Annotated in this window: 21 protein-coding genes and 1 pseudogene; 17 read left to right on the top strand and 5 right to left on the bottom strand. The window is 42.5% G+C overall.

All coding sequences use genetic code 11. From position 1 onward, the window contains the following. Positions 1 to 219 precede the first annotated feature (219 nt). The 16 genes from rpmH to FBF37_RS03970 all read left to right on the top strand — a co-directional run bounded on the left by rpmH (position 220) and on the right by FBF37_RS03970 (position 15,622). Positions 220 to 357, top strand: a complete 138-nt coding sequence (gene rpmH, locus FBF37_RS04045) for a 50S ribosomal protein L34 (RefSeq protein WP_138079764.1) — start codon at positions 220 to 222, stop codon at positions 355 to 357. Between the two features lie 74 nt (positions 358 to 431). After that, positions 432 to 779 (top strand): ribonuclease P protein component, encoded by a 348-nt coding sequence (rnpA, locus tag FBF37_RS04040; RefSeq protein ID WP_138079713.1) that lies wholly within the window; start codon positions 432 to 434, stop codon positions 777 to 779. 25 nt (positions 780 to 804) lie between these two features. Next, the gene (locus tag FBF37_RS04035) at positions 805 to 1,737 is read left to right on the top strand and encodes a YidC/Oxa1 family membrane protein insertase (RefSeq protein WP_138079711.1); all 933 of its coding nucleotides are present in this window, start codon (positions 805 to 807) and stop codon (positions 1,735 to 1,737) included. 12 nt (positions 1,738 to 1,749) lie between these two features. Further along, positions 1,750 to 2,208 (top strand): Jag family protein, encoded by a 459-nt coding sequence (locus tag FBF37_RS04030; protein WP_138079709.1) that lies wholly within the window; start codon positions 1,750 to 1,752, stop codon positions 2,206 to 2,208. Positions 2,209 to 2,233: 25 nt separating this feature from the next. Then, entirely contained in the window at positions 2,234 to 3,043 is an 810-nt protein-coding gene (locus FBF37_RS04025) for an ABC transporter permease (protein WP_138079708.1), read from the top strand. After that, complete coding sequence (locus FBF37_RS04020; RefSeq protein ID WP_138079706.1) at positions 3,043 to 4,260, top strand: ABC transporter ATP-binding protein; 1,218 nt, start codon at positions 3,043 to 3,045, stop codon at positions 4,258 to 4,260. The genes FBF37_RS04025 and FBF37_RS04020 overlap by 1 nt, the downstream gene beginning before the upstream one ends. Beyond that, a complete protein-coding gene (locus FBF37_RS04015) occupies positions 4,257 to 5,471 on the top strand; it encodes a rhamnosyltransferase WsaF family glycosyltransferase (protein WP_138079704.1) in 1,215 nt (404 codons plus the stop codon). The genes FBF37_RS04020 and FBF37_RS04015 overlap by 4 nt, the downstream gene beginning before the upstream one ends. Continuing rightward, complete coding sequence (locus FBF37_RS04010; RefSeq protein ID WP_138079702.1) at positions 5,464 to 6,468, top strand: glycosyltransferase family A protein; 1,005 nt, start codon at positions 5,464 to 5,466, stop codon at positions 6,466 to 6,468. Before FBF37_RS04015 ends, FBF37_RS04010 begins: the two co-directional genes overlap by 8 nt. A 55-nt stretch (positions 6,469 to 6,523) precedes the next feature. Next, positions 6,524 to 7,123 carry a hypothetical protein gene (locus FBF37_RS04005; RefSeq protein WP_138079700.1) on the top strand — a complete coding sequence of 200 codons (600 nt, stop codon included), beginning with the start codon at positions 6,524 to 6,526 and terminating at the stop codon, positions 7,121 to 7,123. Further along, positions 7,124 to 9,448, top strand: a complete 2,325-nt coding sequence (locus FBF37_RS04000; RefSeq protein ID WP_138079698.1) for a hypothetical protein — start codon at positions 7,124 to 7,126, stop codon at positions 9,446 to 9,448. Between the two features lie 35 nt (positions 9,449 to 9,483). Continuing rightward, complete coding sequence (locus tag FBF37_RS03995) at positions 9,484 to 10,914, top strand: DUF2142 domain-containing protein (RefSeq protein ID WP_138079696.1); 1,431 nt, start codon at positions 9,484 to 9,486, stop codon at positions 10,912 to 10,914. Positions 10,915 to 10,928: 14 nt separating this feature from the next. After that, on the top strand, positions 10,929 to 12,188 hold the full coding sequence (locus tag FBF37_RS03990; protein WP_138079694.1) for a lipopolysaccharide biosynthesis protein: 1,260 nt from the start codon (positions 10,929 to 10,931) through the stop codon (positions 12,186 to 12,188). Further along, positions 12,181 to 13,038, top strand: coding sequence for an SDR family oxidoreductase (locus tag FBF37_RS03985; RefSeq protein ID WP_138079692.1), 858 nt, complete (start codon positions 12,181 to 12,183; stop codon positions 13,036 to 13,038). Before FBF37_RS03990 ends, FBF37_RS03985 begins: the two co-directional genes overlap by 8 nt. A 12-nt stretch (positions 13,039 to 13,050) precedes the next feature. Beyond that, positions 13,051 to 14,034 (top strand): glycosyltransferase family 8 protein, encoded by a 984-nt coding sequence (locus FBF37_RS03980; protein WP_138079690.1) that lies wholly within the window; start codon positions 13,051 to 13,053, stop codon positions 14,032 to 14,034. Continuing rightward, the gene (locus FBF37_RS03975; RefSeq protein ID WP_138079688.1) at positions 14,034 to 14,828 is read left to right on the top strand and encodes a glycosyltransferase; all 795 of its coding nucleotides are present in this window, start codon (positions 14,034 to 14,036) and stop codon (positions 14,826 to 14,828) included. The genes FBF37_RS03980 and FBF37_RS03975 overlap by 1 nt, the downstream gene beginning before the upstream one ends. Continuing rightward, positions 14,825 to 15,622, top strand: a complete 798-nt coding sequence (locus FBF37_RS03970) for an NAD-dependent epimerase/dehydratase family protein (protein WP_138079686.1) — start codon at positions 14,825 to 14,827, stop codon at positions 15,620 to 15,622. Before FBF37_RS03975 ends, FBF37_RS03970 begins: the two co-directional genes overlap by 4 nt. 15 nt (positions 15,623 to 15,637) lie before the next feature. Here FBF37_RS03970 and FBF37_RS03965 read toward each other — a convergent pair whose 3' ends face one another. Genes FBF37_RS03965 through rfbA form a run of 3 tightly spaced genes read right to left on the bottom strand, consistent with a single transcriptional unit; the run spans position 15,638 to position 17,557 of the window. Next, positions 15,638 to 15,988, bottom strand: coding sequence for a hypothetical protein (locus tag FBF37_RS03965; protein ID WP_138079684.1), 351 nt, complete (start codon positions 15,986 to 15,988; stop codon positions 15,638 to 15,640). Then, entirely contained in the window at positions 15,985 to 16,689 is a 705-nt protein-coding gene (locus tag FBF37_RS03960) for a glycosyltransferase family 2 protein (protein WP_138079682.1), read from the bottom strand. Before FBF37_RS03960 ends, FBF37_RS03965 begins: the two co-directional genes overlap by 4 nt. Positions 16,690 to 16,699: 10 nt before the next feature. Further along, the gene (rfbA, locus tag FBF37_RS03955; protein WP_138079680.1) at positions 16,700 to 17,557 is read right to left on the bottom strand and encodes a glucose-1-phosphate thymidylyltransferase RfbA; all 858 of its coding nucleotides are present in this window, start codon (positions 17,555 to 17,557) and stop codon (positions 16,700 to 16,702) included. Positions 17,558 to 17,643: 86 nt separating this feature from the next. On the opposite strand from rfbA, the gene FBF37_RS03950 reads away from it, so the two are divergent. Beyond that, positions 17,644 to 18,948 (top strand): hypothetical protein, encoded by a 1,305-nt coding sequence (locus FBF37_RS03950; protein ID WP_138079678.1) that lies wholly within the window; start codon positions 17,644 to 17,646, stop codon positions 18,946 to 18,948. On the opposite strand, the pseudogene FBF37_RS04245 reads toward FBF37_RS03950, so the two are convergent. After that, positions 18,937 to 20,348 (bottom strand): annotated as a pseudogene (locus tag FBF37_RS04245) (sugar nucleotide-binding protein). The gene FBF37_RS03950 and the pseudogene FBF37_RS04245 overlap by 12 nt on opposite strands. After that, entirely contained in the window at positions 20,338 to 20,892 is a 555-nt protein-coding gene (locus tag FBF37_RS03940) for an NUDIX domain-containing protein (RefSeq protein WP_174843613.1), read from the bottom strand. The pseudogene FBF37_RS04245 and the gene FBF37_RS03940 overlap by 11 nt, the downstream one beginning before the upstream one ends. Positions 20,893 to 20,894: the final 2 nt, after the last annotated feature.

Genomic DNA, 20,894 nt, shown 5'->3' with positions numbered 1-20,894 from the left:
GTTATAAACCCTCACACATAATCTACTCTGTACTATAGCAAATAGACGGAGTTTTCCACAAGCATAGACATCTCATGGAAGAGAAACTAAAAATAGAGGTGAACTTTTCCACAGGAGTACACCACCTCTGTTATAATTGTGGATAAAACAGACCAAGCGGTGGAAAACTACAATTGATACTTGCAAAAAAACCAAAAAAACGCTAAACTATCACCCAGTATGCCAAAGCGAACATTTCAACCACACAAACGTCATCGTGCCCGTACGCACGGTTTTCGAGCACGTGTTTCTACAAAGGCTGGTCGCGCTGTTTTGAAGCGACGCCGCCTAAAAGGTCGTGCACGGATTGCACTGTAAATAATACTTAGTGCGCTCGATGATCTGATACCACTCCTGATGTATATCGGAGTGGTATTTGGTATACTAAGAGAATGTTAACGCATCGTCACAGATTTCACGGTCACGGCAGTTTACGGTATTTGTACCAAAATGGTGATGCTGTACGGTCTCGTTTGATGACGGTAAAATACATTGCCAATCCGCGCCGGAAACACAGTCGATTTGCTGTGGTGATCAGTAAAAAAGTCCTCAAATCAGCCGTTCGCCGTAATAGGGTACGTCGACGGGTGTACGAGGTGATTCGAGCTGAGTTGCCAATGCTTAAAGATAATCATGATATAGCGCTGATCATTGTTACGGCTGATTTTTTACACATGGAATATAAGAGTATTCAAAACGAAGTTAAACGACTATTCTCTCAGGCTAATCTGTATAAATGACACATTTTTTGATATAATGTGAGGCATGAGTTTTTTTGATGTTCTGATTGTACAGCCAATTTTTAATATTTTAATGGCCATTTACGGCTTAATTCCAGACTTTGGTGTCAGTATTATCCTCTTTACTATCATTATCCGTCTTCTGTTGTGGCCAATGGTTAAAAAACAGCTACATCAGACAAAAGCGATGCGCAAAATGCAGCCGCAACTGGCGAAGATTAACGCCAAATACAAGAATGATCGCCAGGCACGAGCGCTTGCGATGATGGAATTATACAAAGAGCACAACATTAGCATGTTTGGTTCAATTGGCGTGCTTTTGATTCAGCTGCCGGTGTTGATCGGTATTTACCGAGTGGTGCAGATTTTTGTGTCTAGCCGGGTTCATACCGGCGACCTTGCTAAATACGCATATGATTTTATCGAACAATTACCAGTAGTATCCAATTTAGTAGCTCATCCAGATCAACTCAATCAGAACTTTTTGGGGATGGTTGACCTCACGCAGCACGCCGTCAGCAATAGTGGTGTTACCTGGAGTTTACTAATTTTGGCTGTATTGGCTGTGGTGATGCAGTTTTTGACTACAAAACAAATTTCTCCCGCCAGTGACAGTAAAAAGCGACTGCGCGATATTATGCAAGAAGCTGCTGAAGGCAAAGAGGCGGATCAGTCAGAGATCAATGCTATCGTGATGCGCAAGATGATGAAATTTATGCCAATCTTTATGTTTTTTGTGATTATCAACCTACCGGGCGCCCTGGCACTGTATCTAACCGTCTCAAACGTTGCAGCATATGCGCAAAATGCCATCATCTTAAAGGGGGATAGTGATGAGATGGAGACTATTTCTAAAACACCAAACAAGTCAAAGAAAAACTCCAAAAAACCTCAAGCAAGTAGGCGTGCAGCGACAGCAACTGAGGCAAAAATCACCCGGATCAAGGCCAAGGAATAAGGAGGAATAATCATGGATCAGCAGCAAACAATCGATTACATCAAGAAATATGTTGAGGATTTGATGGCCTTTTTTGACCTAAATATAACGGCTGAAGTGTCCATCGAAGACGATATTTTGATCGTAAAAATTCCATCAACGCAATACAATAGCTTACTGATTGGTCGTGGCGCTGAGACGTTGCGCAGTATCCAACACCTACTCTCAGCACTGCTTCGCAACAGCAATGCCGCAGTGGAACGAGTTAACCTAGATATCGCTGACTACAAGCAGCAGCACGCTGAAAAACTTGCTGAAAAAGCTCGCGCTTGGTTTCAGGAAGTCCGAGACACTGGCGAGCCTAAGAGGTTGGATCTTAACGCGGCTGACCGCTGGACGGTACACCACACCGCACATGATTTCAATGACATAGAAACTCACTCAGAGGGCGAAGGTCGCGATCGACGACTTGTGATTAGCCTAAAAGATTAAAAAGCGGTATAATCGGACTTGGTATATGCAGGAGTTGTTTAATAAACGAAACAGAGTAATTTTACTCGAATTAGTAAAAACTGATTTTAAATTGCGCTATCAAGGTTCATTTTTAGGAATCTTATGGTCAGTACTGAAGCCACTGTTGCTGTTTTTGGTGATGTATTTGGTGTTTGTGAAATTTTTGAAGTTTACCGACGGCACAAAAACCTATCCAATTGTCTTACTCTTAGGTATTGCTCTTTGGGGATTCTTCACTGAAGCTACCTCAGTTGGCATGAATGCCATTGTCAGCAGGGGTGATTTACTGCGTAAAATCAACTTTCCAAAATATATCATCATCATCTCATCGATGTCGAGTGCGCTCATCAGCTTGTCGATCAACTTGATTGTGGTGTTAATCTTTGGCCTCATCTCTGGAGTTGACTTTACGTGGAAAGTACTTTTGGCGCCATTTAGTATCATTCAATTGTTCATTTTAGCAATGGGTGTGTCACTAATATTATCAACACTGTATGTCAAATTCCGTGACATTAGCCATATTTGGGATGTGATTTTACAGATATGTTTCTACAGTATCCCGATTATCTATCCACTTAGTTTGGTGTCAAATTTTCACCCAGGGGTCGCAAAAGTTATGATGCTCAATCCTATTGCGCAAAGTATTCAAGATGTCAGATACAGCCTGATTGCTCCACAGACAACACCAACCACGTGGAGTACGGTAAATAATATCTGGATTAGTTTAATCCCTATTGTACTGACAGTCGTTGTCGTCATTATTGGTGTTGTTTATTTCAGAAAAAGCAGCAAAACCTTTGCGGAGAATATGTAATGAGTAAGAAAGCACTAGAAGTAAAAAACCTATATAAAAGCTTTAATTTACCAACTGAACAGGCAAACGGTATCAAACAGGCCTTTGTGAACTGGACGAAGGGTGTTAAGGGCTATAAAAAACAAGAAGTTCTAAAAGACATTTCCTTTACGGTAGAAAAAGGTGATTTTTTTGGTATCGTTGGACGAAATGGTTGCGGAAAATCGACGCTCTTAAAGCTGATTTCTGATATTTATTCGCCTGATTCTGGGAAAGTGATTGTTAATGGTAAATTGATTCCGTTCATTGAACTTGGCGTTGGTTTTAACCCAGAATTGACTGGTCGGGAGAACGTCTATTTGAATGGGGCGCTGCTTGGCTTTTCACACACTGAAGTAGAAGACATGTATGATGAAATCGTTGATTTTGCTGAGTTGGAACAGTTCATGGATCAGAAACTGAAAAACTATTCGAGCGGTATGCAGGTGCGGTTGGCATTTTCAATCGCTATTCGTGCCAATACCGACATCCTTGTCCTGGACGAGGTGTTGGCTGTTGGCGACGAAGCCTTTCAACGTAAATGCTTTGAATATTTCAAACAGATTAAAAAACAGAAAAAGACGGTTATTTTGGTGACTCACGACATGGCGTCGGTGCGACGTTTTTGTAATAAAGCCATTATGTTGGAATCTGGCAAAATCGTCGCTTCAGGCGATCCAAATGAAGTCGCTAACTTGTATTCTATTGAAAACATAGAGTCAACGGCAAAAGCTGATAAGAAATCAAAGAAAAATACTGCATATATTCAAACAAAAGTAGAAAACAAGGTATTAACACCAAAAGATACCCTGGAAGTTGAAGTGAAATATTTTGTTCCAGAGGACAGACCGGTTTCATTTGGTATCTCAATCTTAGACGAAGCCTCAAACCGTATCACCTCTGTTATTGACGATGGATTTTTCATTGACGACAATAATGTTGAGATAACCTCTACCAAAAAAGGTGTATACACATATAACTACACCTTGCCTTTGGATTTGTTTAATAACCGTGACTTTGAAATTACGGCTACCTTGTTTGCTTATGATAAGAAAAAGGATTCGTATGAGCCAATTGCCTACACGACAGAAGAGGATATCAGTCAGTTTTATGTGAGAGAAAATAAGCCGAGGGGTGGTTTACTGAAGACACGTGGTTCATGGATGAGTGTGAAAAGTAAGAAGGAGAAAAAGTCATGAGTAAACTGTACAAATTCTACACCTACACTAGGCAAAATGGGTTAGGCCAAGCTGTCAGGAAAACTCAAATATATCTGTCAAAGAAGACTGCACCAGCTATCAAGCAGCCAATTGAGGTTATGGCCTCAATTGAGGATATCATGAACGCGGACTACATCAATCACCCGTACAAAACACCAAAGAAAAAGTCAAAAAAGAAGTCTTTGAAAATTGGTTGGGTATTGTCTCCTATTTCAAAAGGAAGTGGTGGACAAAACACCATCACTCGTTTTGCTCGATTCTTACAAGAACAGGGGCACGACGTAACTTTTTACATCTATGAAGGAATCCACCCACAATCACCAGCTGAAGCTAAGGCGATTTTGTCAGAGAGTTTCAACTTTGATGTCAACGTAAAAAAAGTGTCACAATACACTGAGTCTGACGCATTGATTGCTACTGGATGGGAAACGGCCTACCCAGTATTTAATATCGACACTAAAGCACACAAATTTTACTTTGTGCAGGATTTTGAACCGTACTTTTACGGTTTGGGATCAAAGGCAGTGTTGGCTGAAAATACGTACAAAATGAATTTTTACGGCATTACGGCTGGCCGTTGGCTGACAAAGAAAGTCAGCGAATATGGCATGAAGGCGGATTATTTTGACTTTGGTGCTGATATGAATATATATCGTTTGGCGGATAAAGCTGATAAGCAAAAGAAGATTTGTTTCTACGCACGTCCGGTAACCGAGCGCCGCGCTTTTGAGCTAGGTGTGATTGCGCTGGATAAATTCCACAAAAAACATCCAGAATACACTATCGAATTCTTTGGTTGGGATGTGTCGAATTATCAAATACCATTTCCATATGTCAACCGCGGCATCTTGTCTCACCAAGACGTGGCTGATTTGTACAAAGAATCTGAAGCATGTTTAGTGTTGTCGCTCACGAATGTGTCACTCCTACCACTGGAGCTGCTGGCGGCTGGCTGTATCCCAGTGATGAACGAAGGCGAGAACAACAGCTTGGTTTTGGGTGAAAACAAATACATCCACTACGCCCCGGCCTCACCGATTGAATTGGCTAATGAATTGTGTAATGTTGTTGAGATCAAAAATATCAATACTTATGCCAAAAAAGCTTCAGAAAGCGTCAAGGATTTGTCATGGGATGAGTCATACAAGAAGGTTGAGCGCATTCTGATTCGTGAGGTGATAGGTGGCTAGTAACGCACAAAAATACGACATCACTGTTTTTATCCCGACCTATTTTGGTGAGGACTATTTGGATGATCTATTGAAAATGGTGTTTAAGCAACAAATCGACAAAACCTATGAAGTGTTGATCTATGACACAAGCTCAACAGATAAGACGCCAAAGATCATTAAGAAATATGCTAAAAAACACGCGAACTTACGGTATAAAACTATCACAAAAGAGGAGTATGGTCACGGTAAGACGCGGGCAGCTGCCGCTCACGATGCAAAGGGTGATATTGTTGTCTATCTGTCACAAGATGCTACACCCGCTCATAAATACTGGTTGTACGAGATGACAAAGCCGTTTGAACTGTCAGACCGTATCATTGGGGTTATGGGAAAACAAGACCCAAGACCAACTACTTTTCCGTTATTGAAGCGCGAAATCATGGGCGTGTTCAATGGCTTTGGTCCTGATTTTGGAACAACATTGTTCTACAAAGATTCTTTTATCAAAAAACAGGAAACCTATGATAAAGTAGCGTTTTATTCTGATGTTAACTCAGCTGCTCGTCGCAGTTATTTGACTGGTGAATTGCCATACCAAGATGTTCCGTATGCCGAAGATCAATTGTTTGGCCGTGACGTCATCAATGCGGGTTATATGAAAGCCTATGCCTCCAGAGGTAATGTGTTGCATTCTAATGAATTCAAGCTGCGTGAATATAAAATGCGAATGTTTGATGAGACAATGGGACTGCGCCGTGTTGGTATTGACGTGCCGCTACCGACTATTTCTCAGATAACTAAAATGGTCATCATCGGGTGGATTCGCGACACGCTGTTTACTTTGCGCGATAAGCAATATTCACGGAAAAGAAAGCTATTCTATTTGGTGTTGAATGTTTTTTACAATATAGAAAAATGGCGCGGTGTACGTCGGGCAGTGTTGACGAAATTGGACGACCACACGGCGATTGATAAATATTCGTTGGAGCACGTTGAAGCAAAATCAAAAAGCTAGCGGTTAATTTGAAAAAGTTGGTTTTTTACTGTATCATTAGCCTAGGGTAATGACTATGAAACAGAAAAAAACTTCTAAACTATCACGCAAGAAAATCATCATCGTATCATTGGTGGCGGCAATTGTTGTTGCTGGCTCGTATGTGGCAGCGGCTTATTATAATAAATGGCTGCCATTCTCAGATCAGGACAAGGCCTTTACCGTTGACAATCAAGGTCGTGGAGTAAACCCAAATAAAACTAAAACTGAGAAAAAAGATACAAAGAACGTCGAGGATAACCCAGACAATAAGTCGGCTCGGCCAAACACTGACGTGACGCCGCAGCCAAGCACTGACCCTCAGACAAAAAAGCGATCAGTCTATGTGCTAATGACCAGTGTTGAGCAATCAGTCGATAAACACACCATTACGGCTAGTGGATTTGTGACAAACGCTGTTGAACAAGATGGTAAGTGTACCTATGTGTTTACGCTGGGTAATCGAGTCGTCAAAAAGACAGCCGGAGCAATTCCTGGCCCAAGCTCAACATCATGTGAAACGATGCGTGTGAGTAGGGATGAATTGGGGGCTGCTGGTAAATGGACTGTATCAATTGAATATGTGTCAGGTAGGTCTCAAGGCGTAGCTGACGGTATGACGGTGGTGGTTGAATAGATGAAAAAAATATTAGGATTATTACTGAGTGTAACCTTTGCAGTTATTATCTCCCAGGGAGCTGGAGCTTCAGGCTTCAACCCCGGTAGAATTATTGACGATGAGATTTTTTATGACTCACGAGCCATGGGTTCTGCGGCGGCGGTGCAGCGGTTCATCGAACAGCACACGCCAGCGTGCGACACGTGGGGCACTGGCCCTTCTGGGCACGGTAACACTAAAGCACAGTACGCAGCACAGCGTGGCTGGCATGGTCCACCATATGTCTGTTTACAGAATTATCACGAGAATCCAAACAACGGTGAAAACTCCTTTGATCGTGGGGGCGGTGCCTTTCCTGGTGGTATTAGTGCTGGTCAGATCATCTGGGATGCTGCCCAGCGATATCAGATAAATCCGCAAGTGTTATTAGTGATGCTACGAAAAGAGTCAGCGGGTCCACTGTTTGCCGACTCGTGGCCACTGCGGTCACAATACAAATATGCCATGGGATATGCCTGTCCTGACAGTGGCCCGGGGTATACTGCTAATTGTAGTTCAGAACTAGGCGGTTTTTATAAGCAGGTGAATAAGGCCGCTTGGCAATTACGAAAATATCGCAATGAAATCCAAAACTATAATTACCGACCAGGTCGAGTAAACAGAATTTTATATAATCCAAATCCCGCCTGTGGCTACCGAGATGTGTATATTGAGAATTATGCAACGGCTAGTTTGTACATTTATACGCCATACGTACCAAACGACGCAGCGCTGGCGGCTTATCCTGGCACGGCACATTGTGGGGCGTATGGTAATCGTAACTTCTTCTATATGTTTAGGGAGTGGTTTGGAAGTACTCACGTCAACAGTACATTACTGAGGTCTCATGACAACGCAACAGTTTACCTGGTGTCTGATAATGTTAAATATCCTGTTCCAAACTATGACATTTTAGCGGCATTATCTCCTCTGGGTGGTGTTGGTTTCGTGTCTCAAGAATACCTGGATAAGATTCCGACAGGTCAGGTGGCAAACCGGTTAATGCGATCACCTGACGGCACCGTGTACTTCTATGATTCTGGAATTAGGCTGGCCTTTACAACATGTGCCATGGTGGCGCAATACGGTATGGATTGTGGTAATAGTATGCTACTTACTGAGGCGCAAGTGAATAAGTTCTATCATGGTCCGCGCATGGGACACGGCTATAAAACAACCAGCGGTAAACGATTCTATATTCAAAACGGTACGCGTCGTGAAGTTTTGGATGACAAATCATTAGCTTTGCAACAATACGATCAAGGATATAATGTGCTGGGTGAATCAGCTATCCAATATTTACCATACGGAGCACCAATCGTCAGAGAGGCGGCTGTGGTGAGGAACAGGGATACTGGTCATCAAAAACTGATCAGCAGCGGAACACTACACAACATCAGACATTCTGAATATGTTGACCAAACCCTACAGTCACTTGGTGGCGGAGTATTACAACAGGAAAGCATCAATAAACTACCGCAAACCGAACAAACAGTGGATGATTATGTTAAGAATCCAGCCGGGGAGACATTCCTAATCACCAACCAAGGCAAAAAGAAAGTGACAAAACCACAAGATATACCAGTCAGTCCGTTGGCGCTATCAGACGAAACGGTCCGTTCTTTGCCTGGAACTGGAGCGCTGGATGAGGTCGTGACGCTGAAATCGTCAGATAACGGCACGGTGTATGTCATGGAATCACGCCAAAAACGACCGATAGTTGCTATGGAGGATGTATTTGCCATCACTAAAACCGAGCGACCAACTATCGCTTGGCTGTCTGGTGAGACTATTCGAAAAATTCCTTCAGGAAACGTAGTTTTTGCACCAGGCAAGATGGTAAAAGCACCTTCCAACGGCACGGTGTATGTCTCTGATGGATACGATACTCTCATCCCGCTGTCGCACTTTGATCAAGCTGCTGATTTGGGTGTTAATGGCGCCATCCGTCAAGTTGATGACAAAGTGGTTGAAAAATATAAAGTCAGCAACCGAGTCTTATCTCCGTATGTCAGCTGTGAAGGACGCAACTATCTGGGTATGGGCGGTAAGTTATATGAGTTAAATCTACCATCACAAAAGCCATATTCACTACAGAGTAAAACATGTGCCATGCTGACTAAAGAAGCAAAGTTGCCGCAATTCGTGGGTGATCCAGGTGGCACCATCTATCATCTGAAAAACGGAACCCTGCACCCGATTCGTAGTTGGCAAAAATTCGTTGATCTTAATAAAGAAAACCTCCCTATTATTAAGATTTCTTATATAACGGTTAGTCTATTGGCTAAGGGTGAACTCATATAGCAAAACAGCGAACATAAGTGTATAATTAGTGCTATATGAATACGGTGCGAGAGAAGCTTGATACTATCAAGAAAAAGTTAGTGTTGTTGTGTAGTCAGCCACATAAAGTCTACCTTATAATTGGGTTAATTGGCGCATTAGGCTTTGCGGTCATCACTCCTCCATTTCAAGGTCCTGATGAGCCAGAGCATTATATTCGTGTGCAATATATTGCGCATGGATATTTTATACCAGTTAACCCAAAGAGTACTGGCGCTAGTTTGCCTAAATCTGTTGGTGATACGCTGAGACTAACTTTCTATGATGATGAGATTCGTGGCTTTTCAGCTAAAAAATATGATTTTAATCGTACTAAACAAGCCGTCAAAAAATCGCTAAACTCAAGTGAGCGGTATCAGCCGCCGATGGTTTCATACAACTTCTTAACCTATTTACCAGCTGTTCCAGGCGTATTCTTAGCTAATGTTTTTAATCTTAGCCCGGTCATTTCTCTTTATGTCGCACGAATATTATTAGCTTTAGCATCAGTAGTAATAGTTTATTTTGCCATTAAACTGTTACCAGGTAAGAAATATCTATTTACGTTTGTCGCGCTACTACCGATGATGTTGTTCCAGCAATCTATGGTGGGAACGGATGGAGTATCATACGCGATATTCATGTTATTCCTGGCATATATGTTACGCCTATACACACAGTCAACAGATATACAACACAGCCAGTGGATTAAATTGGCTTTACTATGTGGTGCAATTGTTTGGTCTAAACCATTACTATATCTATTTTTGCCACTGATCATCATTTTGGTAAAAAAGAAGCATTTTTGGCGTTGGTCAATAATAGCCGCGGTTATTAGTGTGTTGCTACTTGGAGCTAATATGTTGATGGCGAATAACGCAGGAGAATATGAATACAGAAGTGATTCATTGCCTCAAAATATACAATCAGATAGACAGCTGCAAAACCTCAAAGAACATCCAAAGCGAGGATCGCGTGTCCTGTGGAACTCATATATGACATCGTTTGGTGATGATGAGGCTCGAGGCGTGATTGGTACCTTTGGCGCGGCAGATGCACTATATCCATTATGGATGGGTTATATATATATCTTTGTACTGGGAATGACAGCGACAGTATCATTAGGGAAAAATAAGAGTAAGCTTACCATCCCAAACTCCTGGCGTTGGCTAGCAGTGGGTCTGGCTGTAGTGCATTTTGTTGCAGTTAACTTAGCTATCTACCTGACTTATACACCGTATAACTTTGACATCATCTACGGGGTACAGGGTCGCTATTTCTTGCCAACGCTCATCATTATCTTTATGGCGATATTTTTGGGTCGAGGGGCTGAGTTAAAGCCGCAAGATAAGAAAAATATCATCACAATTTCATCACTACTCGTCTTGTCGTTAGTGGCGATGGCATTATTGATAACGTTCCAGCGGTATTTCATGTATACCCCGTAGAGTGAGGTGATTATATGCAAAATATCAAAAAAGATTATCTCTGGAACTCGCTGGGTTCGTTGTTACAGAGTGCAATCTCACCGGTATTGCTAATCATTATCACCCGACTAAACGGCATTGATGATTCTGGATTGTTTTCGTTTGCATTGTCGCTTTCGGTGGTATTTTGGGCAGTATCCCTATGGGGTGGTCGGACATATCAAGTATCTGATATTAAGCGGGAATTCTCAAGTGGTGGTTATGTTGCGGTACGCTTTGTCGCATCGCTCATTGTGGTAATTTCCGCAATAGCATTTTGTGTACTGAACGGATATAACACCACAAAAACAGGCTTAATTATGATTTTGGTAACCTTTAAAATTCTAGAATCAATTGCCGACTCGTTGTACGGTATCTTGCAGATCCATCACAAGTTATATATCGCTGGTATATCACTAACCATGAAAGCGATTCTTGGTTTTGGGGCGTTCATGGTGGTTGATATTTTAACTAAGAATGTTATATACGGCGCGCTGGCAATACTACTCGTCAATATACTCATCATCCTCCTGTATGACGTGTTATGGGTGCGACGTGTTGAGATTATTAACGTAAATAAAAAACTATGCAAAAAATATATCACCCAGGCTGTTGCCATCATGAAGCACACGTCAGCGGTATTCGTCGTGATGTTTTTGACAATGTTTTCACTCAATATTCCGCGGTATTTTTTGGATAAAGTCCATCCTGACCAAATTGGCTATTTTGGCATTATGGCGATGCCAATTACGCTCCTCGGACTCTTTATATCGTTTATCATTCAGCCGAATGTCGTCAATTTATCTGAACTATTAGCAAAAGGAAAATTGAAGGAGTTTGCGCGAATCGTCGGTAAGATCAATCAAATAACCTTTGGAATAGGCGTACTTTCAGTTATCCTGAGTTATTTGATTGGTGTTTTGATACTTAACATTATTTTTGGCATCAATATCAATAATTTCCGCCTTGATTTGATGATTATGGTTATTGGTGCGGTGGCGAACGCTTTTGTGTCGATTTATGTTAATCTGCTAATCATTATGCGTCGATTTAAGGGACAATTTTACACACTACTACTCACAGATATTTTGGCGGTAGCGGTGTCTATGTGTTTGATTGAGCGGTTGGCGATGTTGGGTAGTGTGCTGGTTTTTATGATGATCAGCTTTTTGCAAGTAGCACTTCTGTTGGTCATCTACAAGCGATCACTAAAAGATGCTATAATAATTGACAAAGTAAAGGGGAGTTATGAGTAAGAAATATGTAATTCTGGGGGCAAGTGGACAACTGGGTAAGGCGCTGTGTGCTATGTTTCCAGATGCCAAGGCGTTATCACGAGAAGAATTAGATATAGCCGATGAAGCACAAATAGACACGTTTGATTGGTCAAAATACGACGTTATCATAAATGCAGCAGCCTTGGTTAACGCTGATGGTTCTGAGACAGAAGAACTGCGCGCCAAGACGTGGCTGGCCAATGCCTATGGTCCACGTAATCTTGCTAAGATCGCTATTGAGAAAAATAAGACCCTTGTCCATTATTCATCAGATTATGTCTGGGATGGTCGAGAGAAGAACCATCAAGATGATGAAGTAGTTGCGCCTCTTTTGGTCTATGGAGAAAGTAAGGCAGCTGGTGATTTGGTGGTCAGTTTGGTGCCAAAACACTACATTATGCGGGTATCATGGGTTGTTGGTGACGGTCATAATATGCCAAAAACCATGAAAAATTTGGCAGATATGCGTATCAATCCAAAAGTTGTTAATGATCAATTTGGTCGGCTAACGTTTGCGTCAGAGATTGCTCGAGCTACCAAGTATTTCCTAGATAATAACGTTGTGTATGGGCTATATAACGTATCTAATGATGGTCCAGTTAAGTCGTGGTACGAAATTGCCGCTGATGTTTTCGAATATGCTGGACATGACCGTAACCGTGTGCAGCCGATTTCCACTGAGGAATATGCAGCCAGTAAACCAGGTTTTGCACCGCGGCCACTCAACAGTGACATGGACTTATCAAAGCTACACCAAACAGGCTTCACACCAAGTGATTACACTGGTCTATTAAAAGAGTATGTTAACCAATTGCCAGTAAATGAATAGGAGGCTGCGACTGTGAATAAAGGAATTTTAAATGTTATATATCAGAGTGATGACAACTATGCCGTAGTTAGTGCAATATCTATTGTGTCGCTTTTGAAAAACAATAAACATTTGAAAGAAATTAATATTTTTTACCTCGGACATCAGCTCAAGAAAGATAGTATCAACAAATTCAACAAAATGGTTGGAAACTATAAGAACGCCACAATTACTTTCGTCGACGTATCAAGTTATCCTGATGAGTTGAAAGAGATTGGTGTTAAGGCTTGGAAAGGCCTGTATATCACATGGTATAAGATGTTGGCGTTTGCCAAGCTTGACATCAAAACAGACCGAATTTTATACATTAATCCACATACGGTGATCAGTGGTGCACTTGATGGTCTTCTGGAGCTTGATTTTGAGGACAATGTGATGGCGCTGTCATACGACGCTACCATGGTAAACGCACATAAGGATGTCATTGGCTTGAAGCCAACCGACGGCTACTTTAACTGTGGAATTATGCTTATCAATCACAAAAAATGGATGAAAGATAAGATTGACGCTAAGATGCGTGAGCATTTGCGGCACAATCACTATGAGGTGGCTGACCAAGATTTATGTAACGTGTTTTTCAAAGGCAAGATCAAAAAAGTCGGTGTGGAATATAATTTCTCGACCGTTTTCTATGGCTATGATATTAAAAAATACATTAAAGCCAACGGTTTCTTGCCTGAAAGTTTTTATAGCTATGAGGAAATCATGGAGAGCTATTACGCGCCAAAGATTATTCATTCACAGTTTGGTATGAACGGTCGGCCATGGCAGCAAGGTAACGACAACCCAGTTGGTATCTTGTGGCGTAAATATTTGAAACTAACGCCATGGAAAGATGCTACGATGCCAGTAGCCAAGAAGGATATGAACTGGCGACTATACGACTTATTGCCGCAATCAATAATTGTCAAACTGTATGCTTGGGCGGTTAATCGCAAATTTGCGAGGAAGAAATAATGAGTAGTAAATCGCAGCACACTTTTGTTGTTTTAGCCTATAAAGAATCACCGTTTTTGGAAGACTGTATTAAGTCTGTTATGAACCAGCAATATAACAGTACTGTTGTGATTGCTACATCGACACCAAATACTTTCATTGATACTATCGCTAAAAAATACGGCTTGAAAGTAATTGCTCGACCAGAAAGGGATAGAGGCAAGGGTGCTGCTAGTGATTTTGACTTTGCGTTATCCGTTTCTGAGACGACACTAACTACCGTTGCTAACCATGATGAGGTATATGATTATAACTATTCTTCAGAGGTGGTTGCCTACTATGAAACACATAAAGATAGCTGCATCATCTTTACCAGGGCATATGACATCAAAGGTAACTTTGCAGTTACTAAGTCTTTGAATTTGATTATTAAAAACATGCTTTGCTGGCCGCTGGCAATTTCCAAGAAGAGTCGATTTACTAAGAGGCTGCTTCTGTCGTTTGGTGATCCAATTTGTTGTCCAGCCGTGACTTTTATCAAAGGTCATTACAAACTTCCGGTTTTTGAGTCTGATTTGATAGCGACGTTTGATTATTGGGCGTGGGAAAAACTGTCTAAAAATACTTACGGCTTTGGTTATATCAAAAAATCACTAATGGGCCATCGTATCCATGAAGGTTCAATTACCACCAAAGCGATTGGCAACAATGCTCGTGCCAAGGAAGAATATATGATTTTGTCAAAGTTTTGGCCAAAACCAATAGCTAAAATCATCTCATCAATATATCGTCTCAGTGAGCGGAGTAACGGGTGAAAATTGCCATCACTGGAGCCAGCGGATATATTGGGCGTCATATTACTGCGCTGGCTAAGAAGAATGGGCACGAAGTAATAGCTATTGATAGATCAAGCGATATTGATATTTTTTCTCAGCACCAGAATGTGTTTGAAGCGTTACAAAAACCTGATGTATTACTACATTTAGCCTGGCGAGATGGTTTTAAGCATAATTCACCAGAGCACATGAAAAATCTCTCTCATCACTACGAGTTTTTACATTCATATATACATGATGGTGGTAAGAAGGTGGCGGTGATGGGTAGTATGCACGAGGTTGGCTATTGGGAGGGTGTAATTAATGAGCATACGCCGTGTGATCCGTTGTCTCAATATGGCGTTGCCAAGAATGCTTTGCGGCAAAGCATGATGTTATTAGCGAAAGATTGTGACGCTAAACTGTATTGGCTGCGTGGTTTTTATATCTATGGCGATGATATTGGTGGTCACTCAATATTCTCCAAAATCGCACAAGCTGCCGCTGATGGTAAAACCGAGTTTCCTTTCACAACAGGTAAGAATAACTATGATTTTTTACATATTGATGATTTTTCAGATCAAGTATTGGCGGCCATCACCCAGGATGATATAACAGGAATTATCAATATTTGTTCTGGTAAGCCGGTGAGTTTGGCAGAGCGAGTCGAACAATATATACAAGACAATCACTACAATATTAAGTTACAATATGGAGCTTTTCCGGACAGACCATATGATTCGCCAGCAGTTTGGGGCGATAATTCAAAGATAAGGGCAATCAAAGCCAAGTAACTACTTGAAGTTGACCTATTTTTGAGAGAGCTTGATTGACAATTCTTGGTGCAAGTCGCGTAACCTGCGCTCGTTTTGGTCAATCCGTTGGCGCTGCGTGTTGGCGATGTAGAACAGTAGGATTATGGTGGTGGTTTGTAGGATATCAAACAGGCTGAGTTCTGATGAATCCAGTGGTGGATGGCCAATTGAAATATTATACATTGGGAACGACCCCACTAGGACAATCATGATAACCAACCAAATGATTAATTGATGGCGAAAGCGCGCCAGGCTGACTTTGCGCAGCTTGTATTGAGTAATGATGTTGATCAGTGCCGCCAGGATAATCGGCACGTTGAGTAGGACAAGGATAAGATATCTCATTCGAATAGCTCCATTAAGCGTTGCTTGAATAGTCGTTTGACGATATTGATGGCATTCCAGTTGTTTTGACCTTTGGCGCGAGAATAATCAGTGTAAATTGCTTTGATTGGGTATTCGGAAATGACCATACCCGCTTGTTTGGCGCGCCAAATCATCTCTGAACAAAACTCATAACCAGTCGATTTCCAGTCGAGGTTATCAATTGCCTTTCGCGAGTAAACCCGTAGACCAGACTGTGAGTCGGTAACATTGATACCGAACAGGGCGTAAGTGATGAAGCTTAACCCCTTGTTCCCTAAGATCTTAGTCCGGGACATACCCTCGCTGTTAATGAGTCGGCTGCCAATGAGTAAATCGGTGTCAGAGCTGTCGCTTTGCCGAATTCCCGCCAAAACATCTTCTGGATCGTGTTGACCATCAGCGTCCATGGTGGCTGCGATATCATAGCCGTGCCGCCGCGCGTAGGCAAGTCCAGTTAAGGTGGCTCCGCCAGCTCCAGAGTTTAAGATATGATCAATGACAATTGCACCGCCTTTTTGTGCTTGTTTGAGTGTATCGTCTTTGGATCCGTCATTAACGAGCACAACGTCAATGGCATAGGATGCATTAGCCTTTGAAAAAATCTTCTTTGATTTCTTGATCACATCCTTAATGACGGCGCCTTCATTGTAGGCAGGTATGATAACACAAACTCGTTTCATGTTAGTTATATTATAACAATCTTGTGAAATAGTTACTATATCCAGATTTCTTCAGTGATTTTGCTAAAGTATTCAACTCTTCTTTGGAAATCCAACCGTTTGTAAAGGCAATTTTCTCTGGACTACCGATGATGCGGCCAGTTCGTTTCTGGATGACGCGAACGAAGTCAGAGGCGTCAGTCAGGCTGTCGATTGTTCCGGTGTCCAGCCAGACATCACCGTTATCTAAGGTTTGGACCTGCAGTTTACCACGGCGTAAATATTCAGCATTGATGGAGGTGATTTCTAGCTCACCGCGGTCGGATGGTTTGACGTTTTTGGCAATTTCGACCACGTCATTATCGTAGAAATACAAACCAACAACGGCAAAGTTTGATTTTGGCTCGGCTGGTTTTTCTTCGATGGAAATGGCTTGATTTTGCTCATCAAACTCGACAACACCGTACCGTTCTGGGTCAGAAACTTTGTAGGCAAAGACCGTACCGCCGTCAGGATTAGTACACTCCTGTAGAGACTCATCCAGCCGCTCACCGTGGAAGATGTTATCTCCCAGGACTAACGCCACCTTGTCGTCGCCGATGAATTCTTCACCGATGATGAAAGCCTGTGCTAGACCTTCTGGTTTGGACTGGACAGCATATTCGAGGTTGATACCCCATTGTGAACCGTCGCCAAGGAGTCGTTGAAATCCAGCCTGGTCGTCTGGTGTGGTGATTATCAAGATATCACGAATCCCTGCCTGCATGAGTGTGGTGAGCGGATAATAGATCATCGGCTTATCATAAATTGGCATTAGTTGCTTACTGATCGCCTGAGTAATTGGCCAAAGGCGCGTGCCTGATCCACCTGCTAAAATTATTCCTTTCATAAACCTCCTACTTTCTAGTAATAAGTATAACAAATAGATTAGCTAATTGACAAAAATACAAAAATGAGTTAAAATTTGAGTCAGTTATGAGCATAGAAAAAATATCCAGCAATCCTAACAGCTTTGAACAGTATCGAGAAGAATATCTGACCAAGGTGGTCGATGCGTTATATAAAGACCCGGATCATCCTGAAAAGGAGCCAAGGAGCCGTTCAATTATTTATGTACCGTATCATGGTGTTTCTGAGCATTTGCAACAGAACCGACCGAATATTGTTTTTGCTGATCGTGCTGGTCAGGAGGTTGTTGAAGCGGTTGCTAAAGCTGACGTCATCATCAACATTGCTCGTGGTGAAGAGGTTGTTGAGGCGGAGATTGGCCATCCTGACAGGAATGTCAAACTACCACCAGAGTCGGTGGCAAATACCGATATGGTGAGCGATCTGTATGTGCGGGCGATGGAATCCGGTAATACTAATGTGCAAGTTGTTCACACTGGTAGGATGAATAATAAGACGATTGCTATGGCAACGGCGATGCCAATTTTAGCTGAGAGTGCCGGGCTTAACTATGAAGAAGTGATTCACACCTCTGATGCCAAAATACGTCAGTTAGTAGAGGAAAAACAAGTCGACCTGAACGATTTGATGCATGAAGTTGACACTGATCCAACAATGCAAGATATGCAGGTTTGTACGCGGGCGCTCCGGCGAATATACGAGGCACGCCATATTGATCCAGACACTGCCAGCTCATCTGAGTTGACTGATGCGCTATTGGATGAATATAAGAATTATCCGCGCATTAGTACTTCAACACTGATGAAAGAGCAGATGTTGCAGAGCGTTGCTGAAAAGTTACGAAGTGAAGGTAAGAGTGAAAAAGAAATTAATGAAGTAGTTGAGAAACTGGATGAGTTCACAGATGAGGAACCTGACTCCGTTGATACGGTTACGAACTTTACGAACAGTATCCCGATGATTTTGTCTGATAAACTGATCAAAAATGGCTACAATGCTGATGAGGTTGGTGCTATGAGTACCGAACAAAAGATGGAATTGTTGGCTGACACTGAAATGACAGCAGTTATTGTAGCTGATATTGCACATATGCCACGGGTGATGTGGTTGGCTGATTATCTGATGCCAGACAACTTTAAGCTGGTATTTGTTGAGAGTAGGACGGATCTGGATGAGGAAACGCTACAAAAATCGATGGAACGTGAAGAGCGATCATTTGGGCTTGGAAATAACTGGTTGTCAAATCAAATGGGAACTCGGAATCCAGCCAAGGTCGGTGAATTGGCGGACAACGCTTACTGGGGTAAGGACAGTATAAGTAATAAAGAAATTAATGACAAGCTTAAAAATACAACTAACTTAACCAAATAGGTTGTTTAGCTTATCGTGCCAGTTTTCTGGTATGAATCCGGTTCTTTCAATTTTCGCTAAATTCAAGGTACTTTGTTGTGGTCGCTGAGCGGCGCTTGGTTTGTTAGCAAAATATTCAGCAGTAGAGACTGGCTGTATGTCTGAAGATGATTTACCTGATTTTTCAAAGACAATTTTGGCAATATCTGCCCAGCTGGCTGATTGACCTTCATTAGTCAGATTATACGTGCCGTATGGTGCGTTCGTTTCTAATAAATGTTTAATACCATGAGCCAAAGTATCGGTGAAGGTTAGGCGACCAATCTGGTCGTTAACAACCGAAGGCTTAATGTCGCGTGCTGCCAAGTCTTGCATGATACTGACAAAATTTCTGCCGTCACCAACTACCCACGAGGTGCGAATAATGTAGTGCTTGGCTGTTGTAGCGGCAGCTAGATCACCATCAGCTTTAGTCTTGCCATAAACGTTGAGCGGTGAAAAAGGTTCATCTTCGTTGTGGATTGGCCGAGATCCATCAAAAACATATTCCGAAGAGATATGCACTAATGTCAACCCGTGGGTTGTTGCAGCTTCTGCTAGATATCGTACAGCGCGGTGATTAACTAGGTTGACTTGCTGAAAGTTATCAGGATTTTCAGCGGCATCAACGTCAGTCCAGGCGGCGGCATTGACAATAATCGAATTAGGTTGCCAGCTGAATGATTTGACAGCAGCCTCGTCGGTAATATCTAATTCTTGACGAGTTAGGGCTATGGCGTTCGGGAAAATAATGCGGAGGGCACGCCCTAGTTGACCATTAGCCCCAGTGATGACTACCGTCTTGTCGTCCATTAAACCTCCATCGGGATTACGTTTGCGAGCAGCGGGTGAGCAGCGTCTTTTTCGGAAATAATTGCTTGGTCCTGGCTGATGGGCCAGTCGATACCGAGTGCCGGGTCGAATAGATTGACAAAAGTGTATGTGGCGTCTGGCGACCAGTGCGCATCAACTAGGTAAGTATAGGCGATGTTATCATCAAGCGTTTGGTAGCCGTTGGCAACGCCTTTGGGTACGAAAATTGCCGTGCCAGGGTTAATTTCGTGTGTGAAGACTCGGCCAAAGCTGTCGCCTTTACGCAAATCGCACCACGCGCCGAATACGCGGCCGTTGGCGGTGGAGATGAATTTGTTCCACGGCTCGGCGTGTAAGCCCCGAGTGGCGCCAGCTTTATCGTTAAAGCTGATGTTATTCTGCACGATGTTAAATGACGGTAGTCCCAGTGCTTCCATCTTTTCTTTTTGGTAGTTTTCCTTGAACCAGCCGCGGTTGTCGCCATGGACTGGTAGTTTGACGACGAATAGCCCAGGGATGGGGGATTCGGTGACGGTTAGTTCGTTGTAGTCGTTTGGATCAAATTTCATGGATTATCCTTTCGCATAGTTGATAATAATGTAGTCCTGCCAGAGTTTGGCAGTCATTAATCTCGCCATTTCGAATCAAATCATCAATCTCATCAAGCGTGAAAAACCGCATATCGCTAAACAATTCATCGCTTTGTTCGCGCCGACCAGTAAAACTTAGCTCTTGTGCCAGGCAAACGGCCATTTTCTCTGTCAATAGGCCATTGCAAACATACGCTTCACCCAGTTTTTGCCAGGACTGAGCGATGATACCGGTTTCTTCTTCAAGTTCGCGCTTTGAGGCTTCTAGTAGATCTTCATTATCACCTCCGCCGCCGGGCAGCTCCCAGCCAAAGCTTTGTGAGGGATAGCGAAAACCGCGCACCAAGTACAAGCGCTCTTGGTCGTCTACCACTACAACCATGCACGAATCTCGCGATTCCATATAGCCATAGATTCCGGTGTTTCCGTCTTGACTAATGGTCTGATCTTCGTGGATGGTGATCCAAGGATTTTGGTAGACGATTCTACTGCTGACTTTAGTTTTTGACGGCACATCTGTCATGA

The sequence above is a fragment of the Candidatus Nanosynbacter featherlites genome (assembly GCF_005697565.1).
GTDB classification, from domain to species: Bacteria; Patescibacteriota; Saccharimonadia; order Saccharimonadales; family Saccharimonadaceae; genus Nanosynbacter; species Nanosynbacter featherlites.
The sequence above is the reverse complement of the archived record's forward strand: the minus strand, read 5'-3'. Positions and strand labels throughout refer to the sequence as shown.

Excerpts from the sequence above, each read along its gene's own strand:
- rpmH (WP_138079764.1), top strand. The coding sequence starts at position 220 with ATGCCAAAGCGAACATTTCAACCACACAAACGTCATCGTGCCCGTACG.
- rnpA (WP_138079713.1), top strand. The coding sequence starts at position 432 with ATGTTAACGCATCGTCACAGATTTCACGGTCACGGCAGTTTACGGTAT.
- FBF37_RS04035 (WP_138079711.1), top strand. The coding sequence starts at position 805 with ATGAGTTTTTTTGATGTTCTGATTGTACAGCCAATTTTTAATATTTTA.
- FBF37_RS04030 (WP_138079709.1), top strand. The coding sequence starts at position 1,750 with ATGGATCAGCAGCAAACAATCGATTACATCAAGAAATATGTTGAGGAT.
- FBF37_RS04025 (WP_138079708.1), top strand. The coding sequence starts at position 2,234 with ATGCAGGAGTTGTTTAATAAACGAAACAGAGTAATTTTACTCGAATTA.
- FBF37_RS04020 (WP_138079706.1), top strand. The coding sequence starts at position 3,043 with ATGAGTAAGAAAGCACTAGAAGTAAAAAACCTATATAAAAGCTTTAAT.
- FBF37_RS04015 (WP_138079704.1), top strand. The coding sequence starts at position 4,257 with ATGAGTAAACTGTACAAATTCTACACCTACACTAGGCAAAATGGGTTA.
- FBF37_RS04005 (WP_138079700.1), top strand. The coding sequence starts at position 6,524 with ATGAAACAGAAAAAAACTTCTAAACTATCACGCAAGAAAATCATCATC.
- FBF37_RS04000 (WP_138079698.1), top strand. The coding sequence starts at position 7,124 with ATGAAAAAAATATTAGGATTATTACTGAGTGTAACCTTTGCAGTTATT.
- FBF37_RS03995 (WP_138079696.1), top strand. The coding sequence starts at position 9,484 with ATGAATACGGTGCGAGAGAAGCTTGATACTATCAAGAAAAAGTTAGTG.
- FBF37_RS03990 (WP_138079694.1), top strand. The coding sequence starts at position 10,929 with ATGCAAAATATCAAAAAAGATTATCTCTGGAACTCGCTGGGTTCGTTG.
- FBF37_RS03985 (WP_138079692.1), top strand. The coding sequence starts at position 12,181 with ATGAGTAAGAAATATGTAATTCTGGGGGCAAGTGGACAACTGGGTAAG.
- FBF37_RS03975 (WP_138079688.1), top strand. The coding sequence starts at position 14,034 with ATGAGTAGTAAATCGCAGCACACTTTTGTTGTTTTAGCCTATAAAGAA.
- FBF37_RS03965 (WP_138079684.1), bottom strand. The coding sequence starts at position 15,988 with ATGAGATATCTTATCCTTGTCCTACTCAACGTGCCGATTATCCTGGCG.
- FBF37_RS03960 (WP_138079682.1), bottom strand. The coding sequence starts at position 16,689 with ATGAAACGAGTTTGTGTTATCATACCTGCCTACAATGAAGGCGCCGTC.
- rfbA (WP_138079680.1), bottom strand. The coding sequence starts at position 17,557 with ATGAAAGGAATAATTTTAGCAGGTGGATCAGGCACGCGCCTTTGGCCA.
- FBF37_RS03950 (WP_138079678.1), top strand. The coding sequence starts at position 17,644 with ATGAGCATAGAAAAAATATCCAGCAATCCTAACAGCTTTGAACAGTAT.
- FBF37_RS03940 (WP_174843613.1), bottom strand. The coding sequence starts at position 20,892 with ATGACAGATGTGCCGTCAAAAACTAAAGTCAGCAGTAGAATCGTCTAC.